Raw genomic sequence first — 16,670 nt, forward strand, 5'->3', positions numbered from 1 at the left:
AAGGCGGCCCGCAGTGAGTGACGAACTGAGTGACAACGGGGGTGGACGACTACGGACTTCCACGGACTTCAGCGGACTCCTACCGCAGGTCAGATCATGCGCCTGAGCTGGCCAAACGGCGCTCTTAATTGCCTACGGATCAAGAGGTTGCAGGTTCGAATCCTGCCGAGCGCGCACCAGCTCAGAGGCCCCTTCCAGTGATGGAAGGGGCCTCTTGCGTTGCCCGTTGACGGCGGTCGTTGACGGCAACCGCCGCGCGCCTCGATCAGACGGCGACCAGGGCGCCACCCGCGCCGTTGTCATCGTCCGGGCCATCGCCGTCACGCAGGGCATCGCCGACGCGGTCGAAGGCGGAGCGCTGCGAGTCCAGCCGGACGAAGGTGTAGATGTCCATCGTGACGCGGATCGAGCTGTGCCCGAGCACTTCCATGATCATCCGAGCGTCGGCTCCCTGCTCGTGGAGCAGCGACGCGCAGGTATGCCGGAGGTCATGGAAGCGGACGCGCCGGACCTCGGCCTTGTCGCACAGGAGGGTGAAGGCGCGGTTGAGGTTGCGCGGCTCGATCGGTGTCCCCTTCTTCGTGGTGAAGACAAGATCGCTGCCGCTGCCCTTCCAGGTGTCTCCTGCCGCGAGCCGGTCCCCGCGCTGCTGGGCACGGCGCGCCCGGAGCGCCGTCACGCACTCGGCGGGCAGCGCCACCCGCCGGGCCGACCTCTGAGTCTTCGGGGCGGCGATCAGCAGTTCACCGCCAACGCGCTGGAGCGTCTGCCGGATAGTGACCGTCCCGTCGGCCAGGTCCACGTCCTTCCACCGGAGGCCCAGGACCTCACCGCGCCGCAGACCGATCCGTACGGCCAGCTCGTACACCGCCCAGAGCCGGTTACCTCGCGCCGCCGTCAGGAGCTGACGCCCTTCCTTCACGGTCAGCGGCTCTATCTCGCGCTTCGTGCCCATGCCCAGCTCCACGTTCTTGGCCACGTTGCGCGGCAACTCGTCCTCCCGCACCGCGTGCTCCAGCGCGGCCCGCAGCAGCACGAGGAGGAACCGCACGGTCCGATCGGACGGGTACGACTTACAGCACTTGGCCAGCGCACAGCAGCGGCGTTTCCGTTCCGGGCGCGCCTTGTCCTTCCCCTGAGCGCAGCACTGGCACGTACGCGCCGTCGCGGCGAGGAAGGCCCGGATGTCCCGTGCGGTGAGCCGCGTCAGCTTCTTCTTCCCGAGGCCGGGAGCGAGGTAGTTCCGCACGAGGGAGTCATAAGCGGCGTACGTGGCCGGACGGACCTTGATGCGTGCGACGTTGGCCAGCCAGTACGTCAGGAAGTCGCCCAGGCTCTGTTTGCTCGTGGCGACGGGAAGTCCGTTGTTGGAGTCGGCCTTGAGCCTGGTCAGCTTGTCGTGGGCGTCATCCCAGGTCTTCCCGTAGACGCTGCGCCGCTTGTGCGTGCCATCGGTCGTCAGGACGTACGCGATGCCCTCCCAACGCCCGTCCTTGCGCTGGTAGATGCTTCCTCCGCCGTTCGCGTTCTTCTTGCCCATCAGGCGGCCTCTCGTTCGGTCTGGCGTGCGATGTAGTCGTGCAGTGCGGATTCGGTGATGCGTCGGCAGCGGCCGATGGTCAGGGAGGCCAGCTCGCGGGAACGGATGAGGTTGTAGACCGTCCAGCGGCTCACCTGGAGCCGGGCGGCGACCTGGTCCACGTTGAGCAGTCCCGGAGTCACAGCCACAGGTCCCCTTCTGTCTTGCGGCGGTCGGCGTGGTCGCGTGCTTGGGCGATGTCGTGGCGTACCTGGGCGGCGAGGAGTTCTTCGCCGGGGCTGTAGCCGGAGGCCAGGTATTGCCAGTGGGAGACGACGAGGGTGGTTTCCTCGTCCACCTCGGGCCGGTCGTCTGCCGTGCGGGCTTGCTCGGTGCGCCAGGTGCGGCGGACGTCGCGGAGTGCGCTGAGGGTGGTGGAGTAGCGGCGGGATTTGCTGGAGAAGTGGCCTCGGAAGCCGAGCATGTGGGCCCACTTCCAGAGCTTGAGTTCGGCGAACTCGGGCAGGTGGCCGAGGTTCCAGGCGGTGCGGATCATCTGCCGGACGTGGCTGTGCACGGGCAGGTCCGCGATGGGTTCGGACTGGCCGGTGCCCTCGCACTGGTCGCACAGGTCGCGGAAGCCGTCGGGGCCGCGCTGGTAGCCGTGTCCGGTGCAGTGGGGGCAGCGCAGGGAGCGGTCTACCGTTCCGGAGTCCTCGGCGCTCTTGGTGGCGTACTTGGCGACGTAGGCGGCGACCTTCTGATCGGTCAGTTCGCCGTCGCCTAGGGCCGCGATCTCGCGGATGTCGAGCTGAGAGCCCCAGGTGAGTCGGCGTTCGCCGATGGCGTCGGAGGTGACCGTTAGTACGGCGCGTTCGGCCGCCTCGGTGACCGCGTGAGTGAGGGCGTCGGCGGTGGCCCACGGGGGCGGGGGCTCGTTGCTGCCCTCGGGGCCGTCGAGGCGGATTACGGCATGGAAGTGGACCAGGCCGCGCCGCTGGTACTCGGCGACCTTCGCGAAGGAGACTCGCAGCGCCGCGTTCAGCGCCTTCTGGGTCATGCCGAGGTGGGCGGCCAGCTCACGGCGCAGGTAGGTGGTGAAACGTGCCCACAGAGCTCCCGCGTGGGCGTTCCACAGCACGGCGCCGGTGTAGTCGTAGGTAGCCGGGGACAGCGGGGTGCCCAAGGCGGGGTCATCGGCGGGGTGGCGGGTGCCGCAGCGGCAGGCCAGGTTCTCGCCCGCGTCGGTGGTGCGGCGGTTGTGGACCGGCCCGAACGACGGAGCGGTGAGGGTGACGAACAGGCGCGGGTGTGTGCGTACGGTCTCCGGCACGCTCTTGCCGCCGGAGAGTCCGGCCTTGATCAGGTGGTAGGTGTCAGCGGCATACAGGCGCGAGCAGGCCGGGCAGCGGGAGGAGCGGCGGTTACCGCAGGCCGTCAGCAGTCGCCCGGTCGGTTCGTCGGCGGTGCTGTACGAGCGGACGATGGTGTCCGTCGCTGTGTCGCGGGTTTCGGTGGAGCCGACGAGCTGAACCGGTCGGGTGCAACCGCGGATTCGGCTGATCTGGTCTTGGACGCGGTCGAAGTCGGGGTGGTGGGCGAGGTGGATGAGGTCCCGCAGGGCCAGGCTCGCCACGTGGCGCAGGTCCAGGGGGGATTTCACGGGTGGCGCATCCTTTCAAGGAAGGGGCCCCGGGCAGCACTGGGCCAGGGGTGCGGGTGCTGCTCGGGGCATGGCGAATCCGGGCCCGGTCAGGGGCGGGGGTTTCTGGATTGCCGGGACGGCCGGCACGTGGTCAGAGCTGGGCGTGCGCGGCGGTGGCCAGCGGCAGTGCGACGCCGAGGCGCGTCCGGAGCTGGGCCGGAGTGATGGGCTCGCCGTGCTCGGCCCGGTAGGTGTCGGCGATGGCGCGGGCCGCGTTCAGCAGCGGCACGGGCACCACGACCGCCGGAGAGGGCTCCGGCTTCAGCGCGACCGGCGGCGAGACCGGCTTGGCGGTCGGAGCAGGCTCGGGTGCGAGGGCCGGAGCCTTCTCAGCCGAAGGGTCGGGCGCGGCCGGTGCCGGGGTGGTGTGGGCGACGGTGTGGAAGTGGCGCAGGAGTTGCGGGCCGACGGCTCCCCAGCCCAGGAGGAGGAGCGGGGCGACCGCGTCAACGGCAGCCCGGCCGTAGTGCCCGGCCACGATCGGTTCGGCGACGTTGAGGGCCAGGGTCAGCAGCCCGGACACGTGCATCAGCCGAGTGGCGCCCTTGATCTGCTCGGCCGGGACACCGCGCAGGGACAGGTACCGCAAGGCCACCAGGAGGCCGACGACGGACAGGTCCACCATCGGCGCGATCAAGGGAGCGATGGGGCCGGGGACGCCGAGGCGCAGGGCCAGAGCCCAGACGTTGCCGAAGGAGAAGACGAAGGCCAGAGCCGCGATGATGCCCATGACCACGGTCACCGTGCGCTGAGTGATCCGATCCTCAGACATAGGGGATTCACCTCCTTCCAGATCTCGTGACGAGCGGGCCGGGAGTGGGTCAGGCCGCATCCCTCTTGGTGAACGGGTCGTCCACCCGCATCGCCGAGGAAGCCAGCTCTTCGAGCAGTTCGGCGGGGTCGCGGGTCAGGTGCGCGGTGTCGGTGGCGATGCGGGCCGCGTCGGCATCGGCGACGTAGGGGGTGCGGATGCGGGCGAAGCCGGGGCGGCCCTGGTGAGCCATGGCGGCCACGCCGACGTAGGCGGGGTCCTGGAGAGCGGTGGGGCTGGCGTCCGGCCAGTTCCGGATGTCCTCCCCCAGCGCGACGACGGCCGCTTCGGCGGTCTTCTGGGCGAAGGACAGGCCCACCGGGCACACGTCCCGGATGAAGGTGGGGATGGCGTCCCCGGTCGCCTTCTGCGTCGCGATGATCACCAGGATGCCGACGTTGCGGCCCTTCTTCACCAGGTCCTCCACCAGCCGCGCGTTCTCCGCCGCCAGCGCGGCGAGCTTCTTCGTCCGCGTGTCCGACCCCTTGTAGTCGCGGAAGTAGGTGTGCGCTTCGTCCACGATGAGCACGGCCAACGGCCAGGTGGCCGAGGGCCCGACGTGCCACATGTTCTTCACGCCCAGCAGGGCCCGGATCGACGCCGACCGGTCCCGCCGCAGCTTCACCAACCGCGTGAACAGCGCATTCGCCTCTTCGAGATCGTCACCGACGAACGCGAAGATCCGCTCTGTCAGATCGGCGTAGTCACCCTCATGGGAGGAGGTCACCTTCCCATCGGCCACCGCGTACTGCACCGCATCAGACGGCGCCGTATCGCACATGAACCGGTTGACCAGGGACGTCTTACCGAACCCGGGCAGCCCGGCCACGGTGACGCCGGGCACGTTGGCCAGGCTGACGCTCACCGGCAGCGCGTACTCGTCCAGGCCCAGATCCCACACCGCCAGATCCTCCGGCACGGCCCCGGTCGGGGTGTGCTCGGTGGGGACGATCAGCGGATCAACCCGCACCCCACGGATCACCAACTGCCCCGGCTTGTCCGGCAGCACCGAAACCCGCGTGCACCGCCACGCATCAGCCAGATACGGCGCCGCCCGCTGGAACTCCGCCAGACCCACCTTCGGCAGGCACACCGCGTGCACCAGCACCCCGTACCGGTCGGCCGCGACCCTGATCTTCGGGATCAGGACCCGTGGCTTGGGGACCTTCCCGTCCGGCGCCACGATCACGGCCGGAGGCGTCTTGTCGGTCACCGACAGCCCGACCATCGGAGCGAGCCGCCGCCAGCGACGCCGTACGCCGATGGCCTGCCGCATGCTCGCCCGCGTCATCTTGTCGGCACGCACGTAGCGCACCAGCCACCACAGGGCCCATATGCCGATCAGGGCCAGGGCCGCCCCGGCAACAGCCGGGGCAGACCCAAAGATATCTCCCACAGTCACAGCGCGTCCTTGTTCGTGTAGAGGAATCGGTAGAGAGATATCCGCAGTTCCAGCAGGTCACGGCCGGATGCGAGCTTGGGGTAGCCGTGCGACTCGATCACCTTGGCCACGTCGAAAAGCAGGCCGTTCGTGAACCGCGAGTCGTCATCCCCACTCTCCGGCGCCACCGGATACACCGGGTCCGGTCCGGCCGGGGCGGTCACTTGACCAGCTCCAGCGCCGCCGCCCGGTAAGCCACCCCATCGGACAGCTGCCCGTTGAAGAGCCGCGCCCACGGAGTGGCGAACAGCTCCGCCACCCGCACCGGCATCCCCGGCTGGAGCCCACCCGGCAGACCGCTCTCCGGCACGGTGATCTTCATCTGCTCCGCCCGGCCCTCCTCCATGAGGAAGACGGTCAGGGTGTGCAGGGTCTCCCCGGTGTCACGGTCGGTGGCGACCTCACCCGTGTTGGGGTCCTTCACCTTCGGCACCGGGAGGGTGCCAGCGATGAACTGAGTGGAGGGCAGCAGCCCCACGCGGATACGGGTCATAGCCATGGTTGAACTCCCTTTCGTGGCCGACCGCTTGTGCGATCGGGCCACCACTATGACCTAGCCAGGCTAGCTAGGTCAAGTGAGCTAGATGTGGGAGTTCAGGGGTCCGGGTGTGTTAGGTGAGCTAACCCGGCTACCCTTGGACCATGACGCCGTCGACGCACGACGCCCGCCCGCCGTATCAACAGGCGGCCGAGGCCATCCGGAGCGAGATCAAGGCGGGCAAGCTCAAGCCGGGGGAACAGCTCCCCTCGCACCGCGAGCTGCAAGAGCGGTTCGGCATCGCCAACATGACCGCCCGCAGCGCCCTGCGCGTGCTCCGCGAAGAGGGCTTGATCTACACCGTGCAGGGGCGCGGCAGCTACGTAGCCGACGTGATCGGCCCCGGCGGCGAGCTGATCGAGCCCAAGCGCTACACGCCTCCCCAGACGACGGCCGGACCGAGCGAAGCCCCGGCGAGCACAGAACCCACCGGGACCATCACCGAAGCACTCCTAGAGGTCCGGGACCAGCTCCGCACCTTGAACGCGGAGGTCCAGACCCTCAAGCAGGAAGTCGCCGAACTGAAGTCGCGGCAGCACCCGTAGCCCGCTCCTCCTGGATCTCCATCACCTCCGCGCGAATCTCCTCCAGCTCACCGCGCAGGCGCTCAGCCATAGCCGCGATCTCGGCCAACAGCGCCTGCTCCTGCTCGGTCAGCACCAGTTCCCCCTTGTCGTCTGCGCGTTGGTCGCGCGCACCCTGCATTGCGATCCTCCGGCGATCTTCTGGTGTGCGCTGTTCAGAGTTTCCTTACTGGATCAAGGCGGCCCGCTTGCGCGGGCCGCGCGCGCTGGCGGCCCGTGGCCGCCGCCCACTCCTGTCTACCGCCCCGCTCAGCGGCGCCCCCGTGCCACTCAGCGCGCCACCCCACACCAGCAGCCCACCGACCGCAGTCAGCACTCGGAACAGCTCCCGCGGAGCGCCTGACGATCGCTGCGAACCCGCCGACGCAGCGGCACGCCCAGGACCATGGGCCCGACCTGCCAGCCGTCGAGGGACGGCTACGCAGAGCGGTTTACATGACTGGCCATCTGCCGACTGCGGCCATCGTCGTTGTGCGCGTAGCAACGGCCAGCGGGGAGGGGAGGGGTGCCCGGCCGGGGGCATGTCGGTCGTCAGCCCCGGCCCGATATGGCCGGCCGCCGTACTGCCGTCGTCACGGGTGCGGGCGCGTGAGCAGACCGAACTGCCCGGTCCTGGCGGGCGGGGAGCAGCTGCTGCCGCGCGGTGGCTCAGGCCGTCGTGGTCGCTCCGCGTCGGTTTCCGTATCACGGTGTTTGACCAGCGTGTCGTAAGCGCTGTGACTCTGGTGTCCGCGACCATCGGGCCCACCACCCCGCAACTCCCTCGCACTCGTCACCCTCCCTTTCCTTGAACTCATCTGGGAACGGGCGGTGTCGAAGCGAGTACGACAACCACCCCGGTACCATCGGCACCGGGGTCCTGATCATGGACTTCCCACCGGGCTACCCCTTGGCCTGCCAGGGTTTTGAGGGGTAGCCCGGTTTTGCGTATGCGGTTGTTGTGCTGTGCGGTCCGACTCCCGGCCTCGCGGATCGTCTGTTGGGCGCGGGCATGGGGAGCCGGACCGCTGACGGCGGATGGTGCAGATCCGCCGCTCCTGGACGTGGTGGGTGACATCCGCAAGGCGAACGGGGCGATGTCCGCCGCGCAGTCACCACGCCCAGGAGGTAGGAGGGCGGGAGCTGCGGGTCCTTCCCATGGGCAGCAGCTCCCGCCCGGTCTCTAGGTCACCGGTCGTGCTCCTGGTCAAGACCGGAGTTGTTGAGCAGGAACTGACACGTGTAGCCCAGACTCCGAACGTGCCAGTCAGCTGATTGCAGGCCGTGGCCGAGCCCTTGAGCCACCTCATGCGGGATGGTGTTCAACCTGCTGCGCTTCGAGTACCAGGCCACAGTGCCCCGGTCCAGACGGTCGATCCGCTTCTCTGCCAGCGGCATCATCGTCTGGATGTGCCCCAGCAATGCCTTGTGCAGGTCGCACAGTTCTTCGTACGGCGGCAGTACCGTCCGCGTCACTAAGGCGCTGACGATCGCCTTCTTGATCTCCTCGACGTCAACTTCGTCTTGCTGCTCATCCGCGCGTTGGACCGCCGCGCTCATGGCCTTCACCCCGCATGCTTGCTGTCTGTTCGGCCTTAGACATGGTGGGGTCACAGGACGTCCCAATGAAGGCCGCTTAGAGGACTCAAAGAGGACTTTCATGGGCCTTACTGGCAGAGTCAGGGAGGCGAGGGTCCCCAAACCGGCCCTCAAAAGCTACCGTGGGCTGAGCTGACCAGCCCGTCGAGACTGTGAGGAAGTCCAGTGCCCAGGCCCGTGGGAAACGTTCGGCTCAAGGCCGCCCGGCAGGCGGCGGGATACGCGTCTCAGGAAGCGTTGGCGGAGGCGGTCCGCAACACCGCTCCTCAGCTCGGCATACGGTCGTTGCAGATCAGCGTGCGCCAAGTCCGCCGCTGGGAGTCAGCGAATCCGCCATGGCCGCAGCCTGACGTTCAGCGGGTATTGACGCATCTACTGGGACAGTCCATCGAGGAACTGGGCTTCACCGCGCCGTGGAGCGAGACGAGTTCGACGCGGGATGGCTCCAGTCGGCGGCCCGTCGCAGCATCGGGAGCACCCGCGATCGGCCCCGTCCCCGGACCATTTCCCAGCGCAAGCAATGCCACGCAACCAGCCACGGTAGGCAGCGACTTCGCCGCGATCACCGCTGCTCATCGACGCATGTACTGGTCCGTGCAGCCCTCCCAACTCCACGCCACCGTGGTGGAGCACACCCGTCTGGGCACAGCGCTCATCGGTGAGACAACCGGCCGCTGCCGTACCGCCCTCGCTGCCGCACTCGCTGAGTCCTACCTTCTTGCCGGACGTATCGACTTCTTCGACCTCCAGCAGCCCAACGCCGCGAACAACGCGTTTGTGCGCGGCCTCCAGGCCGCCGGGGAAGCCGATGACGCGCTGCTAGGGGCGGCGATCCTGGCTCACACAGCGTTCATCCCAGGCTGGGAGGGCCATAGGGAAGACGCCGAAGAGCGCATGTCTGCCGCCCGTGCGTACGCCCGCAGGGGCAACGCCCCCGCGATGATGCTGGCTTGGCTTGACGCCGTCGAGGCCGAATGCATGACGCGGTGCAACGACACCCGCACGGCGCTGCGCCTGATCTCCCACGCCGAAGGAGTACTGGCCGAGGGCGATACGGACGAGCCATGCCCGGTGTGGATGGACTGGTTCAGCCCCGTCCGACTCGCCGCGTTCAAAGGCAACACCCAACTGATAGCCGGACACACGGCCCAGGCTCGGGCCACGCTGATGGGAGTCCTCGACAACCTACCCGCCGACGACGGCAAGCAGCGGACCATCATCCTCGGCGACCTGGCCGCGGTGGAGGCCGCAGCCGGTAGGCCAGAAAAAGCCTGCCGATGGGCCAACGAAGCGCTCGATCAGCTCAGCGTGACCTGGTACGCCGTCGGCATGGACCGGATACGCGACGTCCGTAAGCGGCTGCACGCATGGCGTGACGAACCGTACGTGCGCAGTCTGGACGACCGGATGTACGGCTGGGGAACGACCGTCAGCGCTCTTCAGCGCTGAGACTGGCGACCAGCCCCGGCAACTCGGCGAGGCTGTGCACACGGAAGGTGGGCACCGCGACGGCTTCCGGGTCATCCCACTGGATCGTGGCCCACGGCCCGCGCCGGATCAGCGCCGTCTTCATGCCCACCTTGTCCGCCGGGCGGATGTCGTTGTCCAGCCGATCACCCACGTAAAGGATCTCCTCGGCCGGGCAGGGAGCCGCGTCCGCCACATGAGAGAAGAACGCCGGATCGGGCTTGGACACGCCCCAGTCATCGGACGTGGCGATGAAGTCGGCCGGGAGGTCGAGCGAACGCAGTATGCCCCCGGCCCGTACCGTCTGGTTGCCCGCGATGCCCACCCACAGACCAGCGTCCCGCAGCGCCGCCAGCGTCGGACGGACATCCGCGTACAGATCGCTGTCATCGAAGTGCTCGGGCTGGCCCGCCTGAGCCCGCTTCTCCCGCTCCTCGTACAGATCGAACCCGGGGCGGAGGACTTGAAACGTCTCGCGGTAGTCCCGGCCCTGAGCGATCACGGCGCCGAACATCGCCGCGAACGTGTGCCGGGGCACTCCCAACCAGTCCGCCCACGTGCCGTACTCTCGCGTCTCGTCGACCAGGCACTCACCGACATCGAAAACCACAGCTCGGATCATGATGAGCAGGGTAGGACAATCGGAGCGCGCGATGTTGCAGCGCACCCCGGCGGCGATCATGCGGCAGCTTTGGTGATGGCAACGCAAAATCGGCGGGCCGGGGTCTACGAGCCGCACGCTCGCTACTCATTCCCGCCGCGTATGGCCGCCGGACTCGGTTGGCCCGGTCCCGCCTCATGCGGAACGACGACGATTTGGTACTCGTCCTCGTAGACGATCCTCCCTGGATCTGACGATCGCATCATGTGGCACCCGATCTCGTGAGCAGCAAGGATCTCCAAGTAGCCGTCCACTCGCTTGATCAGGTCCTGCGACGTGGACTTGAACCAGGCCGCTGCCCCGGGGTGAAGCTCGCGGTCGTAGACCTTCGGATCGACGGAGGAGGGGTCAGGATAGGCCATGTTGTACCAGCCATTGTTGGCCCGCCTGAAGCGCTCCCGCTCATCGGTCAGCTTCCCGTCCCGCGCCAGCCCATTGATCAGTCCGAACACTCCGGTGAAGTATCCGCGCTCATTTCGGACCGTGCTCTGGAACCGTACGTATGGCGCTACGTATGGCGCTTCGTCCACAAGCCCTCTTGCCTCGCCGATCTCCATGGCGAAGATGCTAGGGCTCCGGCTGATCACGTGTCCCGGAGACAGCGTAGGAGCTACGCCGATGGCTGGCGGATCTGACAGCGGATGGTGACGGCAACGCTGACGGCAACGACGGCGCACGACGCCCGTCAACGGCTCACCACGGTCCCCAGGCCGGACCGGTGCCGAGGTCCACACCAGGCCCCTGCCCGAACCTACGGATCAAGAGGTTGCAGGTTCGAATCCTGCCGAGCGCGCAGCAGCTCAGAGGCCCCTTCCGATCATCGGAAGGGGCCTCTTGCGTATGCGGTGACATCAGCTCTCGGCGTGATCACTCTGCTGGTGCGGTGGGATGGAACAGTGCCAGGAAGCCGCCAAGCAGAGCGAACGCGAGAAGGAACAGCTCCGTTTCGATCCTGCTGACGCCGCCCTCGGTCATCTGGGTCCCGAGAATGATCCAGGTCGCTGATCCCATGCCCACCAGCAGCTGGTTGTCTCGCTCCCGCAGCAATCGCATCCCTGTCCACAGCAGCAGGGGCACCAGTGTCAACCAGGCGAGTGTGGCCAGCGCCCCTTCGATGAACCCTGCGCCGATACCCCCGTCCGGATTGGCCTGTTGCGCCTCCGACCCCCACCGCTCGGCGGATTCCCAGACCCAGTACGTCGCATGGGCCGCGGCCGCCGAGACGACGATGCCCTTTGCCCAGCGGCCCAACCTGTTGCTCAACATGGCTTCACCATGCACAGCACAGCCCTCGCATGCCTGAGTACCCATACTCAAGGAGGACCAGAAGGTGCACAGAAGGGGGCCTGGCGATCACCACTGCCGACTACTTTGGGGGTGGTCCGGCTTCAGGTCCGAAGTTGTTGAGGGCGGGAGCCGCCGGTCCCTCCACGACTGCGACCCCCGCCCAGCCTTGAGGGGCTACGCGTCAGGCGTCGCCGTTCGGCCTCGCGCAGCCGTCGCGGAAGAGCCCACGTTCGCCGTGGACGCGCGGAAGAAGCTCGTGATGATCATCCGGAATCCCGTGTGGCCTGTCTGGCTCGCGTGACGCAGGCACCACACCTCCGGCTGCTTGGCCTCTTCAGTCGCCCCGGATGAGTTGTCACACGTCGTGCATTCGGCCTCCAAGATCGGCGGACTCCCGGTGACGTCTGCGCTCAGGGTCCAATCGCCCTGCCGTATCACGGAGTCTCCGGCGGTCGTCACGACTGCCCCTCTCTACGCTCTCCATCGGCCAGTGAGGCCCGTTCGTCGGCAGGAAGTGCGAGGACCGCCCATACCGCCTTGCCCACCGCTGGCCGTGGGGTGACGCCCCACTGATCGGCGAGCGTTTCCACCAGGACCAGCCCTCGGCCGCGTACTGATTCGGGGGTCGGAGCCCTCAGCTTGGGCAACTGGTCGGCCGCGTCGTGAACCTCGATCCGCACCTTGTCGCCCTGGTGCAGATAGCGCGTCTCGATCTGGCGCCCCGGCACCCGCGCATGCCGCACGGCGTTCGTTATCAATTCGGACAGCACCAACAGCGCGACCTCTTCGACCGCGACCAGCCCCCAACCAGCCAGAGCCTTTCGCAAGTCGGCTCGGGCCAGGGCGACACAACGGGGGTGGCGGGTCCAGCGCCTCACCACCACGCGTCCATCCGGGCCTGTCAGCTCTGGCTTCATGGCCATAAGCGTGCAGGTGAGACGCCATCATCGGGACAGCCAACGGGGTACCCCGTGCGGTGAAATGGGGTACCCCAGAACACGGCGCGCTCTACGTTGGACTTGACGCACGTCCCTACACCTCGTGAGCGGCCGATGAGTGAACGTGAAGCCAGGCGCAGCGGATACCCCCTCACCATCCCGGACCGCTTGCTCCTGAGCGAGGACATGAAACGGGCGTGCAGGCGACGGGACTTCGGGGAGATCTTCCGTCTCGTCAACAGACGAGCCCCAGCGAGCTACGCGGCAATCGCCGCCGCCGTCACCAAGATGACCAGCGCGCGCGTCGGCGACGTCATCCGAGGCGATCGGGGCATTCGCAGCGTCGCCGTCATGGAACGCATCGCTGATGGTCTGGGCATTCCTGGCCACATGCTCGACCTCCCCGAGCGGCCGTGGGAGGGTACCCCGTCACCGGCCGCCACTGCCCAGAACCAGGCTTACGCTCGCAGTAGCCCAGACGGCTCGAACGAATCCCCGTCCTTACCCACAGCGGGGGCGATTCCTGGTCTGCCGATTGTGCACGTGGACCCCTCGAATTCGGCCGACGCGGATGCGCTACCCGAAATCGTTCTGGTTTCGGTGTACGTCGATGGAAGGGAGCAGATCGTGCCGATAAATCGCCGAGCCCTTCTGGGGCACGCAATTGGTGTCGCCCTGCAAGGAAGCGGACCCCTCCGTGCCGTCAACGCTTCCGCTGAGACCGTGAGTCCCAAGCCCACCAGACCACACCGACTCCCCGCCGGACGAGGTGAAGCAGCGATCGAGCACTTCCGCGACATGTGGCACACCCTGGTTAGGGCCGATAACCTCTTTGGCCCGCGTCAAGCCCTCGCGGGAGTCCATCAGCAGCTCGACATGTTGCAAGGTCTTCTGGAGGACAGCAGGGGCGAGCACCGGCAGGAGCTGCTGAAGCTTTCGGCCCAGTACGCCGAGTCGGCCGCATGGCTCCACGAAGACTCCATGGACGTGTCCGGCGCGGAGACGTGGACGAGCCGTGCCATGGAATGGGCCATGGAGGCCGGAGACGAAGCCATGCTCTCGTGGACCCTGTTCCGTCGCAGCCAGCTCGCGGCCGGGAAGAAGAACGCAGGCCAGGCAATCGGCCTCGCGCAGGCCGTCCAGCGCCACGAACGAGCACTCACCCATCCGATGAAGGCGGCCGCCATCCAGCAGGAGGCGCAGGGCCTTGCGCTCGATGGGGATGAGATCGCCTGTCATCGGAAGCTGGACGAGGCCCACGAGTTCGCCGCCATTGCCGAATCCTCCGGTGACGCCCGATCCGGCCACGGGGATTTCTGCACGTCCAGCTACATCGAAATCCAGCGCGCGAATTGCTGGCTCAACCTCTCCCGGCCCGATCGGGCAGTCTCCACCTTCCAAACCGCGCTGGCCGAACTCCCGGACGTCTACCAGCGCGACCGGGGATTCGCCCAGGCGCGACTCGCCATGGCCTACGTCGGAATCCAGGAGTACGAGCAAGCCGCCGCCGAGGCCGCAGCCGTTCTCGACATGGCCCGCGGCTCCGGTTCCGGCCGCACTCTGCAAGAGGCCGTCACGGCGGTCAACGCTCTCGCGGCGGCGAGTAATGTTCCCGCTGTGCGGGAGCTACTCGACGCAGTCAAGGAGAATGCGGGGTTCTGATGGCCACGCCGAACGAACTGACGGCCTTGCGGCGAGCAATCGCCATCTCTGCCCAGGGCCTCGGGACCACGAGTCCCAACCCGCCCGTCGGGTGCGTGATCCTCGACCGCGACGGCGTACCGGTCGGCGAGGGCTACCACCTCCGCAAGGGCGACCACCACGCCGAGGTGAACGCGCTCACCGCAGCGGGAGAGCGGGCCGAGGGCGGCACGGCCGTCGTGACCCTGGAGCCCTGCAACCACCACGGCCGGACCCCGCCCTGCCGACAGGCCCTGATCGACGCCAAGGTGTCCCGCGTCCTGATGGCCGTCATGGACCCCACCTCACGCGGGGAGGGCGGCGCGGTGATGCTGGAACAGGCCGGCATCGAGGTAGAGCGGGGCGTCCTGGAGCAAGAAGCGCTGCTCGTTCTCGGCCCCTGGCTGCACTCACTGCGTACGGGAAGGCCGCACATCACCTGGGCGTACACCGCCGGTGCCGATGAAGACCACGGCGACCAGGTCGTGACCGAGCTCCGCCGCACGCACGATCTGGTGATACGGCGAGACGGGGGGATTGAGGAAGGCGTGCCAGGCGGTCACGGTGAAGATGCCTTCCGGGTCCCGGTTCGCCCACTCGGCGGCGAGCCCGCGAAGGCTTTGATCGCTTTGGCGGAGGCGGGGGCGCGAACAGTGCTGATGGGAGGTAGCTCAAACAAAGTAGCGCGATTGTTGGCGGACGCTGTGGACCGTCTGATCATAGATGTGCCCGGCACTCAGCCGTCGTTCAGTCTGACGGATCCAGGAGCGGAATCGGTCGTCCCGGGCGGGTTTTGGCTGACTGACGTGAAGCCTTCTGGCTCTCATGTGCGCCTAACCGCAGAGCGGGTCACCCAAGATCAGTAGACAGCCGTTGCCCCAGGCCAGAGCGGTGCGAGGTCAGTTACCCATGGGTGCCCTTTGTCATCGTCGGCCACCCGCACGGCCCGGAGACGACCCAGGTGGCCGTTCGGCCGTCGTCGTGATCACTTCTTGGCGCGGCGGTCAGCCCCAAGCCGAAGTTTCAGAGGTTTCTGGTTTTGCCCCCGTTGGTCGCGGATGTCGGAGTACGCTACGCCAAGGTCCAGGTAAGGCGATCGAGCCGGAGTCGACTGGTTCAGATCGTCGGCATTGAAAGGGGGAGCCATGGCCCGTCGTACTTTCTTCAGCTTCCACTACGAGCGCGACGTTTGGCGCTCGGCGGTAGTACGGAAGAGTGCCGCTCTCAAGACGGACATCGCTCCGGAGTTCATCGATGCCTCCCTGTGGGAGGAGTCGAAGCTCAAAGGTGACGATGCACTGCGCAAACTAATCGACGACGCTCTGTATGGAACCACAGTCACCGCCGTACTCATCGGGGCCGAGACCCACAAGAGACGCTGGGTGAAGTACGAGATTTCCCAGAGCATTGCGCGAGGAAACGGCCTGTTCGGGATCTACATTCATAACATCCGCGATCAGTATGGCAACAAAGACACCAAGGGCACCAATCCGCTCGATCCGCAGTATGCGACCTACGACTGGGTCAACGATGACGGGTACAACAATCTGAGCAAGTGGGTAGAGGCGGCTTATGATCAGAGGTGACTGTGCAGGAATGTGATTTCTGCACTATCGGAGCGGGGAGAGCGCCAGCAACGATCGTCTGGGAAGACGAAGGCAACATGGCTTTCTTCCCGCTCCGGCCTGCAGTTGTGGGTCATACTCTCGTAATCCCGAAGACCCACTATGGCGACCTCTTTGAGGTGCCTGATCCGACCCTGTCTAGCTTGATGCGAGCAGTAGCCACAGTAGGTCGAGGTCTACGCGCAGCCCTACACCCAGATGGGATGAACGTGATCAATTCATCTGGCAAGGCTGCTTCGCAGTCGGTTTACCACGTGCACGTCCATCTGGTGCCCCGATGGACTGGTGATCGCTTCGGCGACATATGGCCCCCGAGCGAGCCCTGGGCAGAAAAGGCTAAGGCAGAAATTGCCGAAAGAGTGAGACGCCAGTTCAACCGCTAGCGGACCTAACGATCCCACCCACAATAAAGGCGATGTCGACCAGCGCTATCGCTCCATAGAAGTTGACCATGGTGTGCGAGCTAATAACCCGACCCCAGGGCACGGCGGCATGGTACGGCTGCACATTCATTGAAAAAAACTCGACAGCGACCGTAGGCCTTCGAACGTCGTCATAAAGCTTGCGGAACAACCGCTCTTGCCTCAGGAAGTAGCTGTCCAGTAGCCAAAATCCCACGATAGGAATCATCCCAGCCGCAGCAATCTTCCAGCTAGGACTGGTCGCCGAGACTCCGAAGAATGCACCCGCAACCGTCATTGTCCAGCCTTTGATAAGGAATGACCCGTTACCGAGCCGGGCAACGATTGCCTGAATGAACTCAAGATGCTTTATTTCTTCGTGGGTGATTGAAGGGTCGCCCGAGCTTCCTGATGACACGTAGTCCCCTGGGTCTG

20 protein-coding genes are annotated in these 16,670 nt (G+C 66.6%); 6 read left to right on the forward strand and 14 right to left on the reverse strand.

The window, feature by feature from the left end:
* Positions 1–265 precede the first annotated feature (265 nt).
* The 7 genes from J2Z30_RS38540 to J2Z30_RS38570 all read right to left on the reverse strand — a co-directional run bounded on the left by J2Z30_RS38540 (position 266) and on the right by J2Z30_RS38570 (position 5,975).
* A complete protein-coding gene (locus J2Z30_RS38540; protein WP_044572845.1) occupies positions 266–1,540 on the reverse strand; it encodes a site-specific integrase in 1,275 nt (424 codons plus the stop codon).
* Positions 1,540–1,728 (reverse strand): helix-turn-helix domain-containing protein, encoded by a 189-nt coding sequence (locus tag J2Z30_RS38545; RefSeq protein WP_372453377.1) that lies wholly within the window; start codon positions 1,726–1,728, stop codon positions 1,540–1,542. Before J2Z30_RS38545 ends, J2Z30_RS38540 begins: the two co-directional genes overlap by 1 nt.
* Positions 1,719–3,182 (reverse strand): YuiA family protein, encoded by a 1,464-nt coding sequence (locus J2Z30_RS38550; RefSeq protein ID WP_044572850.1) that lies wholly within the window; start codon positions 3,180–3,182, stop codon positions 1,719–1,721. The genes J2Z30_RS38545 and J2Z30_RS38550 overlap by 10 nt, the downstream gene beginning before the upstream one ends.
* Positions 3,183–3,315: 133 nt before the next feature.
* Positions 3,316–3,996 (reverse strand): DUF2637 domain-containing protein, encoded by a 681-nt coding sequence (locus tag J2Z30_RS38555; RefSeq protein WP_044572853.1) that lies wholly within the window; start codon positions 3,994–3,996, stop codon positions 3,316–3,318.
* Positions 3,997–4,045: 49 nt separating this feature from the next.
* On the reverse strand, positions 4,046–5,437 hold the full coding sequence (locus tag J2Z30_RS38560) for a zonular occludens toxin domain-containing protein (RefSeq protein WP_044572856.1): 1,392 nt from the start codon (positions 5,435–5,437) through the stop codon (positions 4,046–4,048).
* Entirely contained in the window at positions 5,434–5,640 is a 207-nt protein-coding gene (locus J2Z30_RS38565; RefSeq protein WP_052701461.1) for a hypothetical protein, read from the reverse strand. The genes J2Z30_RS38560 and J2Z30_RS38565 overlap by 4 nt, the downstream gene beginning before the upstream one ends.
* On the reverse strand, positions 5,637–5,975 hold the full coding sequence (locus J2Z30_RS38570; RefSeq protein ID WP_014053770.1) for an SCO3933 family regulatory protein: 339 nt from the start codon (positions 5,973–5,975) through the stop codon (positions 5,637–5,639). Before J2Z30_RS38570 ends, J2Z30_RS38565 begins: the two co-directional genes overlap by 4 nt.
* Positions 5,976–6,118: 143 nt before the next feature.
* Between J2Z30_RS38570 and J2Z30_RS38575 the strand changes: the two genes are divergently transcribed.
* Complete coding sequence (locus J2Z30_RS38575) at positions 6,119–6,559, forward strand: GntR family transcriptional regulator (RefSeq protein WP_063790939.1); 441 nt, start codon at positions 6,119–6,121, stop codon at positions 6,557–6,559.
* 1,206 nt (positions 6,560–7,765) lie between these two features.
* On the opposite strand, the gene J2Z30_RS38580 is transcribed toward J2Z30_RS38575, so the two are convergent.
* Entirely contained in the window at positions 7,766–8,137 is a 372-nt protein-coding gene (locus J2Z30_RS38580) for a DUF6415 family natural product biosynthesis protein (protein ID WP_044572870.1), read from the reverse strand.
* A 204-nt stretch (positions 8,138–8,341) separates the two neighbouring features.
* Here J2Z30_RS38580 and J2Z30_RS38585 point away from each other — a divergent pair, with 204 nt between their 5' ends.
* A complete protein-coding gene (locus J2Z30_RS38585) occupies positions 8,342–9,625 on the forward strand; it encodes a helix-turn-helix domain-containing protein (protein ID WP_044572873.1) in 1,284 nt (427 codons plus the stop codon).
* Here the strand turns inward: J2Z30_RS38585 and J2Z30_RS38590 are convergent.
* The 5 genes from J2Z30_RS38590 to J2Z30_RS38605 all read right to left on the reverse strand — a co-directional run bounded on the left by J2Z30_RS38590 (position 9,606) and on the right by J2Z30_RS38605 (position 12,508).
* Positions 9,606–10,265: an HAD family hydrolase gene (locus J2Z30_RS38590; protein ID WP_044581703.1), complete on the reverse strand. Its 660-nt coding sequence runs from the start codon at positions 10,263–10,265 to the stop codon at positions 9,606–9,608. The two genes, J2Z30_RS38585 and J2Z30_RS38590, sit on opposite strands and share 20 nt — an antisense overlap.
* Before the next feature lie 122 nt (positions 10,266–10,387).
* Positions 10,388–10,861, reverse strand: coding sequence for a hypothetical protein (locus J2Z30_RS38595; RefSeq protein WP_044581704.1), 474 nt, complete (start codon positions 10,859–10,861; stop codon positions 10,388–10,390).
* A 310-nt stretch (positions 10,862–11,171) separates the two neighbouring features.
* Positions 11,172–11,570, reverse strand: coding sequence for a hypothetical protein (locus J2Z30_RS38600; RefSeq protein WP_044572875.1), 399 nt, complete (start codon positions 11,568–11,570; stop codon positions 11,172–11,174).
* A 195-nt stretch (positions 11,571–11,765) separates the two neighbouring features.
* Positions 11,766–12,050 carry a DUF7848 domain-containing protein gene (locus tag J2Z30_RS52170; RefSeq protein ID WP_063790941.1) on the reverse strand — a complete coding sequence of 95 codons (285 nt, stop codon included), beginning with the start codon at positions 12,048–12,050 and terminating at the stop codon, positions 11,766–11,768.
* Positions 12,047–12,508 carry an ATP-binding protein gene (locus J2Z30_RS38605; protein WP_063791103.1) on the reverse strand — a complete coding sequence of 154 codons (462 nt, stop codon included), beginning with the start codon at positions 12,506–12,508 and terminating at the stop codon, positions 12,047–12,049. Before J2Z30_RS38605 ends, J2Z30_RS52170 begins: the two co-directional genes overlap by 4 nt.
* A 135-nt stretch (positions 12,509–12,643) precedes the next feature.
* Here J2Z30_RS38605 and J2Z30_RS38610 point away from each other — a divergent pair, with 135 nt between their 5' ends.
* The 4 genes from J2Z30_RS38610 to J2Z30_RS51915 all read left to right on the forward strand — a co-directional run bounded on the left by J2Z30_RS38610 (position 12,644) and on the right by J2Z30_RS51915 (position 16,217).
* A complete protein-coding gene (locus J2Z30_RS38610) occupies positions 12,644–14,191 on the forward strand; it encodes an NsdA family TPR-like regulatory protein (protein WP_209469016.1) in 1,548 nt (515 codons plus the stop codon).
* Positions 14,191–15,075: a bifunctional diaminohydroxyphosphoribosylaminopyrimidine deaminase/5-amino-6-(5-phosphoribosylamino)uracil reductase RibD gene (gene ribD, locus J2Z30_RS38615; RefSeq protein WP_052701462.1), complete on the forward strand. Its 885-nt coding sequence runs from the start codon at positions 14,191–14,193 to the stop codon at positions 15,073–15,075. The genes J2Z30_RS38610 and ribD overlap by 1 nt, the downstream gene beginning before the upstream one ends.
* Before the next feature lie 279 nt (positions 15,076–15,354).
* Positions 15,355–15,795 (forward strand): TIR domain-containing protein, encoded by a 441-nt coding sequence (locus tag J2Z30_RS38620; RefSeq protein ID WP_044572883.1) that lies wholly within the window; start codon positions 15,355–15,357, stop codon positions 15,793–15,795.
* A gap of 2 nt (positions 15,796–15,797) precedes the next feature.
* Positions 15,798–16,217 (forward strand): HIT family protein, encoded by a 420-nt coding sequence (locus J2Z30_RS51915; protein ID WP_372453379.1) that lies wholly within the window; start codon positions 15,798–15,800, stop codon positions 16,215–16,217.
* Here the strand turns inward: J2Z30_RS51915 and J2Z30_RS38630 are convergent.
* Entirely contained in the window at positions 16,207–16,653 is a 447-nt protein-coding gene (locus J2Z30_RS38630) for a hypothetical protein (RefSeq protein WP_052701463.1), read from the reverse strand. The genes J2Z30_RS51915 and J2Z30_RS38630 overlap by 11 nt on opposite strands.
* Positions 16,654–16,670 lie beyond the last annotated feature (17 nt).

It is taken from the genome of Streptomyces iranensis (genome assembly GCF_017874715.1).
Taxonomy (GTDB): Bacteria; Actinomycetota; Actinomycetes; order Streptomycetales; family Streptomycetaceae; genus Streptomyces; species Streptomyces iranensis.